The sequence below is a fragment of the Enterobacter cloacae complex sp. P29RS genome (assembly GCF_014893445.1).
GTDB lineage: Bacteria > Pseudomonadota > Gammaproteobacteria > Enterobacterales > Enterobacteriaceae > Enterobacter > Enterobacter intestinihominis.
On the sequence record NZ_JADBPZ010000001.1, the window covers coordinates 37,592 to 52,869 of the forward strand.

The 15,278-nt window shown below is 56.0% G+C and carries 15 protein-coding genes; 7 read left to right on the forward strand and 8 right to left on the reverse strand.

What is annotated here, in order from left to right; genetic code table 11:
- Positions 1 to 42 precede the first annotated feature (42 nt).
- From IM282_RS00170 to IM282_RS00185, 4 genes are all read left to right on the forward strand, one after another.
- Entirely contained in the window at positions 43 to 570 is a 528-nt protein-coding gene (locus IM282_RS00170) for a GNAT family N-acetyltransferase (protein ID WP_022648161.1), read from the forward strand.
- Between the two features lie 111 nt (positions 571 to 681).
- Entirely contained in the window at positions 682 to 1,566 is an 885-nt protein-coding gene (locus IM282_RS00175; protein ID WP_022648162.1) for an SDR family oxidoreductase, read from the forward strand.
- A 107-nt stretch (positions 1,567 to 1,673) separates the two neighbouring features.
- Positions 1,674 to 2,651, forward strand: coding sequence for an MBL fold metallo-hydrolase (locus IM282_RS00180; RefSeq protein WP_063841992.1), 978 nt, complete (start codon positions 1,674 to 1,676; stop codon positions 2,649 to 2,651).
- A gap of 1 nt (position 2,652) precedes the next feature.
- On the forward strand, positions 2,653 to 3,561 hold the full coding sequence (locus IM282_RS00185) for a LysR family transcriptional regulator (protein ID WP_022648164.1): 909 nt from the start codon (positions 2,653 to 2,655) through the stop codon (positions 3,559 to 3,561).
- Here the strand turns inward: IM282_RS00185 and IM282_RS00190 are convergent.
- A complete protein-coding gene (locus IM282_RS00190) occupies positions 3,552 to 4,436 on the reverse strand; it encodes a LysR substrate-binding domain-containing protein (RefSeq protein ID WP_192969976.1) in 885 nt (294 codons plus the stop codon). The genes IM282_RS00185 and IM282_RS00190 overlap by 10 nt on opposite strands.
- Positions 4,437 to 4,547: 111 nt before the next feature.
- On the opposite strand from IM282_RS00190, the gene IM282_RS00195 reads away from it, so the two are divergent.
- The 3 genes from IM282_RS00195 (at position 4,548) to IM282_RS00205 (ending at position 7,743) form a co-directional block, all read left to right on the forward strand.
- Positions 4,548 to 6,029, forward strand: coding sequence for a UbiD family decarboxylase (locus tag IM282_RS00195; protein WP_192969977.1), 1,482 nt, complete (start codon positions 4,548 to 4,550; stop codon positions 6,027 to 6,029).
- Between the two features lie 129 nt (positions 6,030 to 6,158).
- Positions 6,159 to 6,446 carry a VF530 family DNA-binding protein gene (locus IM282_RS00200; RefSeq protein WP_063849063.1) on the forward strand — a complete coding sequence of 96 codons (288 nt, stop codon included), beginning with the start codon at positions 6,159 to 6,161 and terminating at the stop codon, positions 6,444 to 6,446.
- 7 nt (positions 6,447 to 6,453) lie between these two features.
- Positions 6,454 to 7,743 (forward strand): glycoside hydrolase family 10 protein, encoded by a 1,290-nt coding sequence (locus IM282_RS00205; RefSeq protein WP_192969978.1) that lies wholly within the window; start codon positions 6,454 to 6,456, stop codon positions 7,741 to 7,743.
- A 37-nt stretch (positions 7,744 to 7,780) separates the two neighbouring features.
- Here the strand turns inward: IM282_RS00205 and dsbG are convergent, their stop codons facing one another.
- From dsbG to IM282_RS00240, 7 genes are all read right to left on the reverse strand, one after another.
- On the reverse strand, positions 7,781 to 8,557 hold the full coding sequence (dsbG, locus tag IM282_RS00210) for a thiol:disulfide interchange protein DsbG (RefSeq protein WP_192969979.1): 777 nt from the start codon (positions 8,555 to 8,557) through the stop codon (positions 7,781 to 7,783).
- Between the two features lie 41 nt (positions 8,558 to 8,598).
- Positions 8,599 to 9,156, reverse strand: coding sequence for an RNA polymerase sigma factor (locus tag IM282_RS00215; protein WP_192970036.1), 558 nt, complete (start codon positions 9,154 to 9,156; stop codon positions 8,599 to 8,601).
- A gap of 5 nt (positions 9,157 to 9,161) precedes the next feature.
- Entirely contained in the window at positions 9,162 to 9,575 is a 414-nt protein-coding gene (locus IM282_RS00220; protein ID WP_192969980.1) for a hypothetical protein, read from the reverse strand.
- A 191-nt stretch (positions 9,576 to 9,766) separates the two neighbouring features.
- The gene (locus IM282_RS00225; RefSeq protein ID WP_192969981.1) at positions 9,767 to 11,317 is read right to left on the reverse strand and encodes a methyl-accepting chemotaxis protein; all 1,551 of its coding nucleotides are present in this window, start codon (positions 11,315 to 11,317) and stop codon (positions 9,767 to 9,769) included.
- A 95-nt stretch (positions 11,318 to 11,412) separates the two neighbouring features.
- Positions 11,413 to 12,429: a LacI family DNA-binding transcriptional regulator gene (locus tag IM282_RS00230; protein ID WP_017693400.1), complete on the reverse strand. Its 1,017-nt coding sequence runs from the start codon at positions 12,427 to 12,429 to the stop codon at positions 11,413 to 11,415.
- 28 nt (positions 12,430 to 12,457) lie between these two features.
- On the reverse strand, positions 12,458 to 13,864 hold the full coding sequence (locus tag IM282_RS00235) for a sucrose-6-phosphate hydrolase (RefSeq protein WP_180243612.1): 1,407 nt from the start codon (positions 13,862 to 13,864) through the stop codon (positions 12,458 to 12,460).
- Positions 13,864 to 15,234, reverse strand: a complete 1,371-nt coding sequence (locus IM282_RS00240) for a sucrose-specific PTS transporter subunit IIBC (RefSeq protein WP_038416083.1) — start codon at positions 15,232 to 15,234, stop codon at positions 13,864 to 13,866. Before IM282_RS00240 ends, IM282_RS00235 begins: the two co-directional genes overlap by 1 nt.
- Positions 15,235 to 15,278 lie beyond the last annotated feature (44 nt).

Here is a 15,278-nt window from a genome sequence, read left to right on the forward strand (position 1 = left end):
CTTCGTCTATTATCTATTTATAACTCCCACTTAAGGAATACTATGCATATTCGAAAAGGATTAAGCACCGACCTCGCCCGTCTTGAATGTTGTGATTTTTCTTTTACGGTCGATGAGATTGCCAGAGAACCTTTTCTCAATGGTGATTTGCATATCGAGGCGCTAACCGATCCTTATCATAAAACCTATGAACTGGATCTCCAGACGCTGGAAAATCATTGCGTTAATCCCGATTCAATATTTCTTATCGCCGAAACGGATGACGGTGAAATCGCCGGTTTTATAACCGCGTCCTGCAACTGGAATAAATTTATTTCGGTGGATTACATTGCCGTGGAGCGTTCAAAACGCCGAACGGGCGCGGCGCACAAGCTGATGTCTGCCACCCACGTCTGGGCGCGAAGCCTCAATGCGCCCGGCTTACGGCTGGAGACGCAGAACGTTAATGTTTCTGCCTGCCTTTTCTATCGTCACTATGGGTTTATTCTGGGCGGTTACGATCGTTACCTTTACAACGCCCTGCCGGAAAAAGATGAGGTCGCCCTTTTCTGGTATTACATGCTGGCTTGAGAAAATATTTTATATCCGCCACTGGAATATAGATTTGTCTGAATTTGTCAATTTTGCCCGCTTACGTTTAATTAACGACTAATCTTGGAATTCACTATTAAGGAGGCCGGTATGTCTACAGGAAATAATCACACGCTGCATTACCCTCGTCCACCGTTTGCAGAACAACCGCAAAGGGCTCCCGGGCTGGCATCGGAAATGAAGCCAATACCGGATCATGGTGAAACAAGTTATATCGGGTCAGGAAAACTGGCAGGAAAAAAAGCGCTGATTACCGGCGGTGATTCCGGCATAGGTCGCGCGGTAGCCATCGCCTATGCCCGTGAAGGTGCAGATGTCGCTATTGGCTATCTGCCGGAAGAGGAGTCCGATGCGGCATCGGTCATTGCGCTGATTCAGGCCGAAGGCCGTAAAGCGGTCGCCATTCCCGGCGACATTCGCGTGGAGTCCTTCTGCGACACGCTGGTGGAAAAAGCCGTTGCCGAACTGGGCGGCCTGGATATCCTGGTGAATAACGCCGGACGCCAGCAGTACTGTGAATCTATCGACGATCTCACCACGGCAGATTTTGACGCGACGTTTAAGACCAACGTCTATGCCCCCTTCTGGATCACCAAAGCTGCGCTGCGCCATTTGCAGGAAGGTGCCGTGATCATCAACACCACTTCCGTTCAGGCGTTTAAACCGAGCGCGATCCTGGTGGACTATGCGCAGACCAAAGCCTGTAACGTGGCCTTTACCAAGTCTCTGGCCCAGCAGCTGGGACCGCGTGGTATTCGGGTAAATGCCGTCGCGCCAGGTCCATACTGGACGCCTCTTCAGTCCAGCGGCGGTCAGCCGCAGTCCAAAGTTCAGAAGTTCGGGGAAGATACGCCCCTGGGCCGACCGGGCCAGCCGGTTGAAATCGCACCGCTGTATGTGCTGTTTGCCTCCGATTCCTGCTCATACGCTTCCGGGCAAGTGTGGTGCTCTGATGGCGGTACCGGCGTGCTGTAAAGCATCCTCTCAGACCTATCCATTTCATGGATAGGTCACATTCACTCCCCTGCTGTTCTCAAAAATCGCAGTTGAACTATGATGAACTTACTATTGAGGAGCCCATCATGTTTACTGTGAAAAAACTTGCGATATCAACCCTGTTGACCGGTTCAGTTTTATTCTTTCCAGCGATCCACGCGGTGGCCAGCGTTCCGCAGCATGTGGTGAAACAGCAGGCTGGCGGCTACAGCGTTCAGGTTGGCGACACGATTATCACCGCCTTTACGGACGGCAGCGTGCCGCAGGATCTGCACGCCTTACTGCGCCGGACGACGGCGGAAAATACCGATGCGTTACTGGCCAAAAACTTCCAGGCCAATCCGGTGGAAGCATCGATTAACGCGTTTTATATCGCCTTGCCCGGTCACAAAATCCTGGTGGATACCGGTTCCGGTCAGCTCTTTGGCCCCGGCAAAGGCGGGCGGCTGATTGAAAGCCTGGCGACCCAGGGCATCAAACCCGAAGATATTACCGATATTCTAATCACCCATGCGCACTCAGATCACGCTGGTGGCCTGGTCAAAGACGGTCAGCGCGTGTTTACCCGCGCGCAGGTCTATGTCGGCAAACCGGATATCGATTTCTTCTTTAACGACAAGAACCAGAAAAAGTCTGGCTATGACCAGAACTACTTCGATGTCGCGCACAAGACATTAAAGCCTTATCTGGATGCCGGAAAAGTGAAGACTTTCTCAGGCACCGAACAGCTTCTGCCGGGCATCAGCGGTACGGTTCACCCGGGCCACACCCCAGGTTCCGCGTTTTACACGCTGGAGAGCAAAGGTGAAAAAATTACCTTTGTCGGTGACATCATCCACGTCGCCGCAGTTCAGTTCCCGCAGCCCAACGTGACGATTGCTTACGATGAGGATCAGGACGGCGCCGCCCGGGTGCGCAACGCAGCTTTCGCTGAGTTTGTGAAAAACAAAGATCTGATTGCGGCGCCACATCTGCCTTTCCCCGGGATCGGCTATGTGACGAAAGGTGAGCGGGAAGGCTACGCGTGGGTCCCGGTGACCTATACCAACCGTGACGCAAAATAAGATGTCCCCCTCCGATATGGATATGGACCTGATCCTGACGCTGGATGCGTTACTCAGGGACCAGAATATCACCCATGCGGCCGCGCGGCTGGGCATCAGCCAGCCAGCAATGTCTGCCCGCCTGGCACGCCTGCGCGTGTTGTTTGGTGAGCCGCTGTTTGTCCCTTCCCCACACGGACGTGGGGTGTTACCGACGCCGCGCGCCGAAGTGTTAAGGCCGCAGGTCGCGACGGTTTTGCAGGGCATAGCGGCGATGCTTGAACCCACCACGTTCAACGCGCAGAACAGCAACCGCACCTTTGTTATTGCCCTGCACGAAAACCCGGCGCTAATGCTGGGGGCAGAGTTGCAGAATCAGATTAGCAGTGCGGCACCAGGTATCCGCCTGCGTTTTGCGCTCCCGGAAACCCAGCTGCTGTCAGCGCAGATGGAAAATGGCGATGTGGATATTTATATCGGCGTTAACGCGGGGGCGCACGATGCATGGGTCAGACGCAAGCTGTTTGACGATGAATATGCCACAGCCCAGCGGAAAGGCCATCCGCGCGGTACGGGGCCGGTGGATCTGGAAAGCTATTGTAGTCTTTCACACCTGGTGGTTTCATCCGAGGGCGACCCGTTCGCGGGCTTTGTCGATCAGCATCTGGCGGGGCTTGGCCACCAGCGTAACGTGGTGATGTCGACGCAAAGCTATGCGATGGCGCCTGCAATTGTTGCCGGTACCGATTTACTCTGCACCCTACCCAGGCGCATGTTGCTACGCTTTACGCAAACGCTTGATATTTTTCCGCCGCCGCTGGATCTCCCGCCGATCGTCATCGGTATGTACTGGCATCCGAAAAACAGTCAGGATCCGGCTAATCGCTGGCTGCGAGAACAGCTTCTTCAGGCCGCCGGACGTCAGGTATGATCGAGGATACTCAGCAATTTTTTCAGGACCTCAGAGCGAATAATCCGGTGGCAAACCAGCGTCAGCTCGCTCTCCCGGAGTCGGTCAAGAATATCCACAAAGACGACGTTTTGTACGCATATCGCCTTCGCTGAAGCTGGCAGCATGGCGATGCCAAACCCTGCCGAGACGAGGCTTATCACCGTGGGGACATCGGTGGCATTTTGCACAACGTCAGGCTGTACGCCCGCGCCGTGGCAGGCATCATAGAAATATTGCTCCAGCCCCATTCCCTCCGGGTCGCGCAGGGCGATCCACTTCTCCTCTTTCACCGACGCAAGCGTCAGCGCGGCGGAGCCCGCCAGACTGTGTTGACGAGGTAAGGCCAGCACGGCTTTTTCCGTTGTAAAAGGACGGCTTTGCAGATCGTAAGGCAGCAGCGGTAACGGGGCACGAATAATGGCCACATCCAGCTGGTTGCTTTGCACGCCGGTATAAAGGGTTTGCACGTTTCCCGTCATCATGGAAAGGCTAATGGCTGGCCATTTCTCATGTAAAAGCCGCAGCGCGTCGGGCAGCTTACTGTCGAATATCGCGCTTGAAACGCATCCGAGATTCAGCACGCCCTGTTCCCCTCTGGCCGTCTGTCTGGCATCCAGAATCGCCTGATCGGTCATAAAAATCGCCACTCTGGCTTTACTGAGAAACGCCTCACCGGCTGGCGTCAGCGTTAAGCGACGATTCGCCCGGCTGAAAAGCGTGACCCCCAGGCGCTCTTCGAGGGTTTTGATCTGCTGACTCAGTGCGGGCTGCGCCATGTTAAGGCGCTCCGCCGCACGATGCATGTGAAGCTCTTCCGCCACCACGATAAAATTGCGCATCAGTCGAAACTGCATACTGTGCCTTCATTATTGATAATAAAATTCATATTAAAATAGCATGAATGATGCAATTGATAGCCTTCTTCGTCCGGTTAAGAATGGATGCAATCATCCGAGGGGGAAAATATGGAAAACCACATCAACGATCTCAGAAGTGCTATCGAACTGCTCAAACGCCATGAAGGTCAATACCTTGAAACCAACCATCCGGTCGATCCTGACGCGGAGCTGGCGGGTGTGTACCGGCATATTGGTGCTGGCGGCACGGTAAAACGTCCGACGCGCATCGGCCCGGCCATGATGTTTAACGCTATTAAGGGTTATCCCGACTCCCGTATTCTGGTCGGTATGCACGCCAGCCGTGAGCGGGCGGCGCTCCTGTTGGGCTGCGAGCCCTCTGAACTGGCAAAACATGTCGGCCAGGCGGTGAAAAACCCGATTGCTCCCGTTGTGGTCCCGGCGGCCCAGGCGCCGTGTCAGGAGCAGGTGTTTCATGCCGACGATCCGGACTTCGATCTGCGTAAATTGCTTCCGGCACCGACCAACACGCCGATAGATGCCGGTCCGTTCTTCTGTCTGGGGCTGGTGCTGGCAAGCGATCCGGAAGACGCCTCGCTGACCGATGTCACTATTCACCGTCTTTGCGTTCAGGAGCGCGATGAGCTCTCCATGTTCCTTGCCGCGGGCCGCCATATTGAAGTGTTCCGTAAGAAAGCCGAAGAGGCGGGCAAACCCTTGCCGGTCACGATCAATATGGGTCTCGATCCCGCTATCTATATTGGCGCCTGTTTCGAAGCCCCTACCACGCCCTTCGGCTACAACGAGCTGGGTGTCGCCGGCGCGTTACGTCAGGCCCCCGTCGAGCTGGTGCAGGGTGTGGCCGTACAGGAAAAAGCGATTGCGCGTGCGGAAATAATCATCGAAGGCGAACTGCTGCCGGGCGTGCGCGTAGAAGAAGATCAGCATACCCACACCGGGCACGCGATGCCGGAATTTCCTGGCTACTGTGGGGAGGCTAACCCCTCCTTACCGGTAATCAAAGTGAAGGCCGTCACGATGCGTCATCAGGCGATCCTGCAAACCCTGGTAGGACCGGGCGAAGAGCACACCACGCTGGCCGGTTTGCCAACGGAGGCCAGCATCCGGAATGCGGTGGAAGAAGCCATCCCCGGTTTTCTGCAAAACGTCTATGCGCATACCGCTGGCGGGGGCAAATTCCTTGGGGTATTGCAGGTTAAAAAACGCCAGCCTTCTGACGAAGGGCGTCAGGGTCAGGCGGCCCTCATCGCGTTAGCCACCTATTCCGAGCTTAAAAATATTATTCTCGTCGACGAAGACGTGGATATTTTCGACAGCGACGACATTTTGTGGGCGATGACGACCCGTATGCAGGGCGATGTCAGTATCACCCATCTGCCGGGGATCCGCGGTCACCAGCTCGATCCGTCTCAGGCACCGGATTACAGTCCCTCCATTCGTGGCAACGGGATCACCTGCAAAACGATTTTCGACTGTACGGTGCCCTGGGCGCTGAAGTCCCGCTTTGAGCGTGCACCCTTTATGGAGGTAGACCCGACGCCGTGGGCACCTGAATTGTTTAAAAAATAGTATTAACCGGAAATCCTCTTCACCCTTTACGGGTGAAGAACCTCACGCTGAAATTGCCGCGTCCCCTGCTTTCTTGTAACCTTTGAGCGTTTATCACATCCCCATAAAAAATGAGACTACCGGACGCCTATGACAGCACATATTTCCAACGATCCTTTGCATGGCGTAACGCTTGAAATGCAGGTTAACGCGCTGGTTGCGCGATATGGCTGGAATGAACTGGGCAACCGAATCAAAATCAACTGTTTTCGCAAGGACCCGAGTGTTAAATCGAGTCTGAAGTTCCTGCGCCGGACCCCATGGGCGCGGGCGGAAGTTGAAGCCCTCTACCTCGTCTCCCTTCACGATGACGGTAACGAGGAACAGGACGAACCGGCGTTTAATCCCTGGACGGATGGCCGGACACCCAGGAGCTAACACGCAAATGATGCGACACGTAAAACGGACTGGCGCGCTGCTTGGCTGCGCGCTTTTACTGGTAAGTTGCACTTCCAAACCCCCCAAATCACTCGTTACCCCGCTGCCGCAGGCGAAACCTGTACAGCAGACTAACGAACCCATGCGCGGGATCTGGCTGGCGACCGTCTCCCGTCTCGACTGGCCCCCCGTGTCATCGGTGAATGGCCGCAGCGCGGACCAGCGTATCGCCCAGCAACAGAAGGCGCTGACGGACAAGCTCGATAAGCTGAAAAAGCTTGGGATCAACACCGTCTTCTTTCAGGTAAAACCGGACAGTACGGCGCTGTGGGCCTCTGAAATACTGCCGTGGTCAGATACCCTGACCGGGACTATCGGGGAAGACCCCGGTTACGATCCGCTCCAGTTTATGCTGGATGAAGCGCACAAGCGCGGGATGAAGGTTCACGCCTGGTTCAACCCTTACCGCGTCTCCACCAACACGAAGCCGTCGACCATCGCCGCGCTTAACCGTACCTCGTCGCTTCATCCCTCCAGCGTCTATGTCCAGCATCCGGAGTGGATCCGCACCTCGGGGGATCGTTTGGTTCTCGACCCGGGCATTCCCGAGGTGCGGGACTGGATAACCCAGGTGGTGATGGAAGTGGTGAATCGCTACCCTGTCGACGGCGTTCAGTTCGATGACTATTTTTACACCGAGACGCCGGGCTCAACCCTGAACGATGCCTGGACCTTCAGGCGCTACGGCGAGGGATTTGCGTCGAAAGCTGACTGGCGTCGGCACAATACGCAGCAGCTGATTGTGCAGGTATCAAGGGCGATCAAGCAGGCAAAGCCTGAGGTTGAATTTGGCGTCAGCCCGGCGGGTGTATGGCGCAACCGCTCCTTCGACCCGGCAGGATCGGACACGCGCGGTGCCGCAGCCTACGATGAATCCTACGCTGACACGCGTAAGTGGGTACAGCAGGGTTTACTGGATTACATTGCGCCGCAGATCTACTGGCCCTTCGCCCGCGACGCGGCACGATACGATGTGCTGACAAAATGGTGGGCTGACGTGGTGAAACCGACCCATACCCGCCTGTATATCGGGATCGCGTTCTACAAAGTGGGCGCGCCTTCCAGAAACGAACCGGACTGGACGGTGAACGGCGGCGTACCGGAGCTGAAAAAACAGCTCGACCTCAACGATTCACTGCCAGACGTAAAAGGCACCATCCTGTTCCGTGAAGACTATCTTAACCAGCCGCAGACGCAGGAAGCCGTAAATTACCTCCGGGGGCGCTGGGGTAGTTGACTGACAAAAGGCAGAAACGTCCTGTTTCTGCCTTTTTTTACGGCTTCGGCCCGAACATCGCCTCAAGCTGTTTTGCGTCTGGCATGCCCACGACCTGCTGCAGTTCGTTTTGCTCATTCAGGTAATAAATAGCCGGTGTGGCATTCGCGCCGAGACTGTCCATAAGCGTCTGGTGATTTTGCAGGATCTCAACGGTTTCCCGTGAAACCGCCCCTTCAGGTTTAGGCAGCTTTTTACCGCCGGACAGCTCGTACTCTTTCCAGGCCGACACCGGATCTTTGGCATTCAGGATCGCGGAGGCGTTACGCCCGCTGTTCGGGTTAAGAAACGCAACCAGCAGCGTGTTGAGCTGGACCTTGCCGGCCTTCACCCACGGCTGCGCTTCAGCCCAGAACTGCTTGCAGTACGGGCAGAACGGGTCGGCAAAAACAAAGACTTTGCGCGGGGCGCTCTCCGCGCCCTCTTTCAGCGGATGCGCCGCATTGAGCTTTTTCCACATTTCGCGGCCCATCGGGGCGTAGATCTCTTTCTGGAAAAAGGCCTCGCTGAGGTTGGTTCCCTTCTCATCATACAAATAGCCAGACACCACGTGCTTTCCGTCAGGGGTCAGAAAGAGCGTCACGCCCATGTCCTGATACTGCCCCAGCCACGCTGGCGCGCCGCCGGGGGCATCAATTTTCTTAATGATTTTGATATCCTGCTGCTCACTGAAGTGCTTCACCACATCCGGAAGCGACTCCTCTGCCCTGACCAGCCCTGAAAACAGCAGAGCAGAGAGTAACAGCATCTTTTTCTTTGCTAACAGTTGAAGCATAACGACCCCTCTAAGATATTGTTTTTCAGAGTGGTCGAACTTTATTGCCCTGTCAACGCTTCATAAATATCCTTGAGGCGACTACGCAAAAATCGCACAGCTTTGTGTTTGCGGGATAATAACGCCTGCACGCTGTCGCCCGTTTCCTCCGCCAGCGCCTTCATGGTGTATCCCTCAAATTCTGTTTTTTCAAACACCTCGCGCTGTGGTGGCGGCAGTTCCGACAGGGCTTGCCCCAACTCTTCCCACAGCAGCATGTTGAGATACTCCTCCTCCGGCGTTTGCGGTACGCCGAATAACGTTTCTGCAATCTCCTGCTCCAGAAAGTCCTCGTCATCTGCCGTCAGGTACCCCGGCAGTGAAACCTCATGCTTTTTTCGCGCCCGGTCGATCATCTCATTACGCGCGGCGCGAAACAGCCAGGCGGCGACGTTCTCGACCGGTTGTTCCACTTTCATCAACTGCCAGGTCACTTCCTGAAGAATATCATCTACATCATCACGAACCGCAGTCCGTCCGCGAATGAAGGCTTTTAGCCGTGCGCGGCAGGCATTGAGTGCCGAGATAAGTAATGATTCCCCCGCGTCACCGGCTTTCATATCGCTCACTCGGCTTCCGGCGCTTTCGCAGCGTTATCATCTCGCTTCTCATCCCGGCCATCGTGCCACCGGCAATGACCGTGACGACCAAATCCCGCCCGACGCTGCTGAATGAAGGCTTCACGTTGTTCGGGGGTCATATTCATCCATTGTGCGTGCATACGGCGGTGCGCACCGAACATGCCTGGACGAAAACCCAGCCCACCGAAAAGAATGCGGCTCAGCAGCAGGATCCCCAGCGCCTGCCAGAAGCCAATGGCTTTAACCCCCAGGATGGCCGGGAGCAACGCGTTCCACAGGGACATGACCAGCAGGCCAAGCACCACGAACAGGACTGCGCCTATCACGATGCCCTTGTACATACGATGGCGGCCCAAACCACGTCCGTGACCTTTTCCGTGTATATCAAAATTTCTCATGTGTACCTCGTTTATGGTGAATGATTATGGTCTCTGATGAGGTAGACGGATGAGGAACAGAAATATTGCCGGGGAAAGATAAAATTTATGTGATAGCGGCTTTGTACGGATAACAGTAATGGCTGAAGGAGATTGTGCAGCGGCTGAATGCAGACATTAAAAAGGCTCCAACAGGAGCCTTCCTCATTTAATCACGCAATTGCCGGCAGACGAAAACTCGAAATACTCTGCGACAGCTGCTGCGCCTGCTCCTCCAGCGAGGCCGCGGCTGCGGCGGATTGCTGCACCAGCGCCGCGTTCTGCTGGGTCACACCGTCCATCTCCGTTACGGCCTGCCCAACCTGACCAATTCCACGGCTCTGCTCTTCTGAGGCAACCGAAATCTGTTCCATCAGCGTATGCACTTTATTCACAGAGCTGATAATAGAATCAATCACCTCTCCCGAACGATTCACCAGTTCCGCACCGTTTTTCACGCTGGAAACAGACTGGGCGATAAGGCTTTCGATATCCTTCGCCGCCACCGCGCTTTTCTGGGCCAGGGTGCGCACTTCACTTGCCACCACGGCAAATCCTCGCCCCTGTGTACCGGCACGCGCCGCTTCAACGGCCGCGTTCAGCGCCAGAATATTAGTCTGGAAAGCAATACTGTTGATGACACTGGTGATGTCCTCAATACGCTTCGAGTTGGACGCGATATTATTCATCGTTTCGATGACTTCACGGGTTACCGCTTCACCGGTATGGGCATTTTTCACGGCATCCTGCACCAGCTTACCGGCCTGGAACACGTTATCGGTGTTATTCGCCACCGTCGCGCTCAGCTCTTCCATGCTGGCGGCCGTCTGGGTCAGGGCAGAAGCCTGTTGCTCGGTACGGGAGGCCAGGTCGATATTGCCGGAAGCAATTTCCTGCGCCGCATGCGTTACGGTGTGGCTGGCATCGCGCACCTGAGAAATGGTGGAGAGCAGCGCCTGGCGCATCTGCTCCATCGAGGACATCAGGTGATCGATTTCATTCCCGGAATCACGCTTGATCGGTACCGGTACGTCCAGCTTCCCGGCCGCAATCTGTCGACAGTGCTCGCGCGCCAGGTTCACTGGCGCAAAGACCACGCGTTTCATCAGCAGGCTGACGACGAGGATCACCACCACGAACAGCACCGCAATGCAGGCAATAATAACCAGACCCGACACAAAATTATGGCTCGCATCCTCGTTCAGCGTTTTGGCGTACTTCTGGTGTACGGAGAGAACCTGATCGAGCACAATTTCATATTGGCGATCAAGTTGAGACACCACGGGAATAAGAGCGTTGAACCGCGACACATCGTGAGCGGCGGCAGCGGCAATCAGCGGTGCCAGTCCCTGGTTACGGTAATTTTGCCACGCTTGCTGGTAGGCAGTGACCAGCGGGGCTTCGTCCTGCAAACGCGGCGAGGCCATAAACGCCGAAAATGCACTATCGGCTTTGGTCAGCGCCTCTTTAACCGAGGCCAGTTTCGCAGACGAGTCGGTGGCGTCCCCCGCTTCCACCATTTTTACATACTCCATAACCCTGACGCGCAGGGTTCGGCTATGGTTAATGGGATCAATAATGGACAGGACCACCTGAATTTCTTTGTTCACATTATCCAGCGAAGTATTACTTTTAATGATGAGCCCAACGCTGGTGATGGTGCTGGCCACAAAGAAGAAAAGCAGAGAAAACAGGATAATCAGGGATGATTTTTTCAACGACATAACACACCTCAGGGATTTAATTTCCCTTTGGTTATCGGCTGAATCCGATCTTTAATTAATTAAAGTTATTGATATATCCGTCAGACGTTACCCTGTCACTCCACGGCCTTGTATCGCCGTTGCAGTGTGGCATCTAGTTTACGCTGGATTGGCTCCGGCGTTTCCCCTTCAATCAGTTTGCCAATCAGATCAAAGCAGTGCCAGGCGAGCTGACGGTTATCCTGACGAACGGTATCGACAGGAATGGTCAGAGAATCATAGAGATAGTGATCGTCAAAGCTGGCCAGACGCATATCGCTTTGCAGCAGATTATGTTGCCCCATATAGCGCAACACCCCTTCCAGCAGACCGCAGGCGGCGGTAAAAAGGGCTTTTGGCGGGCGGCCCAGGCGCGCGCAAAGTTCGGCAAACATTTCGTAGCCGGAGCTCGGATGGTAATTACCATGAATAATCCACTCCGGACGTAGCTCGACGCCAGCGTCACGCAGCCCCTGCTTAAACCCTTCCAGACGGTCACGCGTCGGGGAAAGCCGCGGCTGGCCGCCGAGGAAGTAGAACTCATCCGGATGCTGGCGCGCAATGTCGGCCACCAGCGTGGCGGTCGGGGTAATTGAATCGGTGAGGACCAGCGGCAGAGAACTGTCGTTCATATGACGGTCAAAGAGCACAACGGGCAACTGCTCGCTCAGCTTTTGATAATCCGCGTCGTTGAGCATGCTGGAGGCGACAATCAGCCCGTCCACCTGGCGGGCCACCATGTTATTGACCACCACCGTCTCCTGGCCCGGATTTTCATCGCTACAGGAGATCAGCAGCTGAACACCCGCCTCGCGGCAGAGGGTCTCCAGCTCATGAGAAAAAACGGCAAACCCGTAGTTGGTGATTTCCGGCACCACCAGACCAATGGTGTGGCTGCGGTTGTCCCGCAGCGAACGGGCGTGAATACTGGGCTGATAATGATGTTCTTTGGCAATCGCCAGCACACGCTCGCGTGTCTCCTCCGCCACCCGAAGCTCTTTGCTGCGGCCGTTCAGAACCAGACTGGCGGTGGCTTTTGATACCCCCGCCAGCTCCGCGATATCTTTAATGGTGACGCGTTTTGTTTTTCTCACAACGACTTAGATCCGGCTGCCAAAACCCCTATTCTATCATGCAGCTGCGCAGCGACCAGTAGCGTAATGTGATGTCGGACGCACCTTCGAAGCGAACCTGGGCCGGATGGTCAGGAAAATAGCGGCTGCTCATGACGCCTTCACCGTGATTGATGAAAATTTCGACGCTGGAACGGTCACACAGCACGCGTAAATGATGAACAGTGCCCTGCCAGTAGCGGTTCAACGTCTCTCCGGTTACCAGGCTGGCGCGTTCCAGATGGATCCCCGCATCATCCATAATCAGCCGCAACGCGCCGGCAAAATCCACATTAACGCGCGAGGCGCTCAGTTCGAACTCAAGACGCGTTCCCTCCAGCACCGGGGCATCGCTGGCGCGTCCCTGCCAGTGATGTTCATCCTCGCGCAGCGTTTCCAGCTCACGGACCGGCGTTTGCCAGAGCTTACCGTCGCGGTAGCGCAGCTCGCGCGGACAGGTCATCTGGTGGATCCAGCCGTGCACCCGTGTAGGCTGGAGCATCTCTTCGCCGTCCGGCACGCCCATCCAGCCGATGAGGATGCGGCGGCGGCCTTCTGCCACCGTGGTTTGCGGCGCGTAAAATTCGAAACCGGCATCAAGCTCATGCAATTCGTCGTGCGCAAATGCAGGCGTTTGATAATCAAATGCCCCACTCATCCAGACGGCCGGATAGGTGTTGAGATAGCGATGCGGTTCGCGCGCCAGCCCCTGTGGGCAGCAGATCAAGACGTGTGTGCCATCAAGCGCAAACAGATCCGGGCACTCCCACATATAGCCCGCGTCCGTGAGTCCATTGACGCCGTGACCAGCGATTTCGCCGCAGGACGCCCAGGTGTGCAAATCGGCTGACGTAAACAGCAGCACCTTGCCGCGCTTATGCTGATCCTGCGCCCCGAGCACCATGTACCACTGCCCGTCATGGCGCCACACTTTCGGGTCGCGGACGTGCCCGGTATACCCGTCCGGCAAGGGCAACACCGGTCCCAGTTTGGCAAACGTGCCGTCGTCATTTTGCACCGCCAGACACTGCCAGGCGGTGCGGCCGCCATCGTCAAACTTAACGTTGCCGGTATAGCACAGGGTCAGCACGCCGTTGTTATCCACGGCGCTGCCGGAGTAACAGCCATTGCGGTCATACTCTTCGTCAGGCATCAGCGCCATTGGCTCGTGCTGCCAGTGCACCAGATCTGCTGAGCTCCAGTGCCCCCAGCACTTGTAGCGATGATCGCAGCCCAGCGGGTTCCACTGATAAAACAGATGGTAACGTCCGGCAAACCAGATAAAGCCGTTCGGATCGTTCATCAGCCCTGTCACCGGTGCGGGATGCCACTGCGGATAGTGGCTGTCCGCCAGCGCACGCGGCTGGCCTTGCATAACGGCCTGCAACACGGCAGGCCAGCGGGAAGGTAAGGTCATTATTCAGAGTCCGTCTTATATTTCAGCAGCAGAGAGACGGTGAACGCCACGCCAAAGGCAATCACCATGCCGATAATATAGTTGAGCAGCGAGCTGGCCTGAACGATCGCCATACCGGGAAGCGCCGTCAGCCCAACGGCGGTCATGTAGACATGCACCGACACTACCCAGGCCCCGCCCGCTGCGCCACCGATCAGGGCCGCGATAAACGGCTTCACGAAACGAAGGTTGATGCCAAAAATTGCCGCTTCGGTGATGCCCAGCATCGCGGAAAACGCCGACGGTAAGGTAATGGCTTTGATTTTGGCATCACGGGTTTTGAACCACACCGCCAGACATGCCCCGCCCTGCGCCACGTTCGCCATCGCCCAGATCGGCAGCAGGAAGTTCACGCCAATCGACGGGTTACCCAGCAGTCCGGCCTCAATAGCGTGGAAGCTGTGGTGAATGCCGGTAATGACAATCACCGAATAGAGCCCACCAAACAACAGCCCGGCCAGCCAGCCCGCGTGGGCAATCAGGGTGCTAAGAATAAAGGAGATCCCGTCGCCCAGCGCGCGTCCCGCCGGGCCAATAATCAACAGCGCGATAAAGCCGGAGATAATGACGGTCAGGAACGGCGTCAGGATCAGATCTAACGCATCCGGGATCGCCCGGCGAAGCTGTTTTTCCACAATGCTCATAAACCACACCGCCAGCAGTACCGGGAAGACGGTTCCCTGATAGCCAATCATGGCGATTTCAAGACCGAAGAAGTTCATGGTGTGGAAGCCGGACGCTACGCCCCAGGCGTTGGTCAGCGCCGGATGAGTCAGGATGCCGCCGAGCGTTGCGCCCAGATACGGGTTGCCGCCAAACTCCCGCGCGGCGGTGAAGCCAATCAGGATCGGCAGAATAATAAACGCCGCCGAGCTGCACATATCCAGCATGATATAGAGCGCGTTATCCGGATTAACCCAGCCGTAGGTTTTAACCATCCCGAGCAGGCCCATCAGCAGACCCGAGGCCACGATCGCCGGAATAATCGGCACGAAGATGTTGGAGAGCAGACGCGCGATGCGCTGAAACGGGTTCAGCTTGCGGGCTGCAATATCCGCCGCTTCCGATTTACTGGACTCGCTAATCCCTGCCGCCTGAATAAACGCGGTGTAAACCTTATTCACCACCCCTGTGCCGAAGATCACCTGCATCTGCCCGGCATTTCGAAAACAGCCTTTCACGCCTTCAACCTTGCCGATAGCCTGCTGGTCGGCAAGCGCATCATCGACCAGCACCAGACGAAGGCGCGTGGCGCAATGTGCCGCGCTGGCAATGTTCTCTTTGCCACCGAGCAGCGGAATCAGCTCGCGCGCAATATGATTAAAATCCATAGATACCTCTTCCTGACCTCTTTTTATGATGTTCGAAACGCCCC

Bases quoted from the DNA above. Each gene is read 5' to 3' on its own strand.
- IM282_RS00205 (WP_192969978.1), top strand. From the start codon at position 6,454: ATGATGCGACACGTAAAACGGACTGGCGCGCTGCTTGGCTGCGCGCTT.
- IM282_RS00195 (WP_192969977.1), top strand. From the start codon at position 4,548: ATGGAAAACCACATCAACGATCTCAGAAGTGCTATCGAACTGCTCAAA.
- IM282_RS00240 (WP_038416083.1), bottom strand. From the start codon at position 15,234: ATGGATTTTAATCATATTGCGCGCGAGCTGATTCCGCTGCTCGGTGGC.
- IM282_RS00225 (WP_192969981.1), bottom strand. From the start codon at position 11,317: ATGTCGTTGAAAAAATCATCCCTGATTATCCTGTTTTCTCTGCTTTTC.
- IM282_RS00220 (WP_192969980.1), bottom strand. From the start codon at position 9,575: ATGAGAAATTTTGATATACACGGAAAAGGTCACGGACGTGGTTTGGGC.
- IM282_RS00190 (WP_192969976.1), bottom strand. From the start codon at position 4,436: ATGCAGTTTCGACTGATGCGCAATTTTATCGTGGTGGCGGAAGAGCTT.
- IM282_RS00185 (WP_022648164.1), top strand. From the start codon at position 2,653: ATGTCCCCCTCCGATATGGATATGGACCTGATCCTGACGCTGGATGCG.
- dsbG (WP_192969979.1), bottom strand. From the start codon at position 8,557: ATGCTTCAACTGTTAGCAAAGAAAAAGATGCTGTTACTCTCTGCTCTG.
- IM282_RS00235 (WP_180243612.1), bottom strand. From the start codon at position 13,864: ATGACCTTACCTTCCCGCTGGCCTGCCGTGTTGCAGGCCGTTATGCAA.
- IM282_RS00215 (WP_192970036.1), bottom strand. From the start codon at position 9,156: ATGAAAGCCGGTGACGCGGGGGAATCATTACTTATCTCGGCACTCAAT.
- IM282_RS00170 (WP_022648161.1), top strand. From the start codon at position 43: ATGCATATTCGAAAAGGATTAAGCACCGACCTCGCCCGTCTTGAATGT.
- IM282_RS00180 (WP_063841992.1), top strand. From the start codon at position 1,674: ATGTTTACTGTGAAAAAACTTGCGATATCAACCCTGTTGACCGGTTCA.
- IM282_RS00200 (WP_063849063.1), top strand. From the start codon at position 6,159: ATGACAGCACATATTTCCAACGATCCTTTGCATGGCGTAACGCTTGAA.
- IM282_RS00175 (WP_022648162.1), top strand. From the start codon at position 682: ATGTCTACAGGAAATAATCACACGCTGCATTACCCTCGTCCACCGTTT.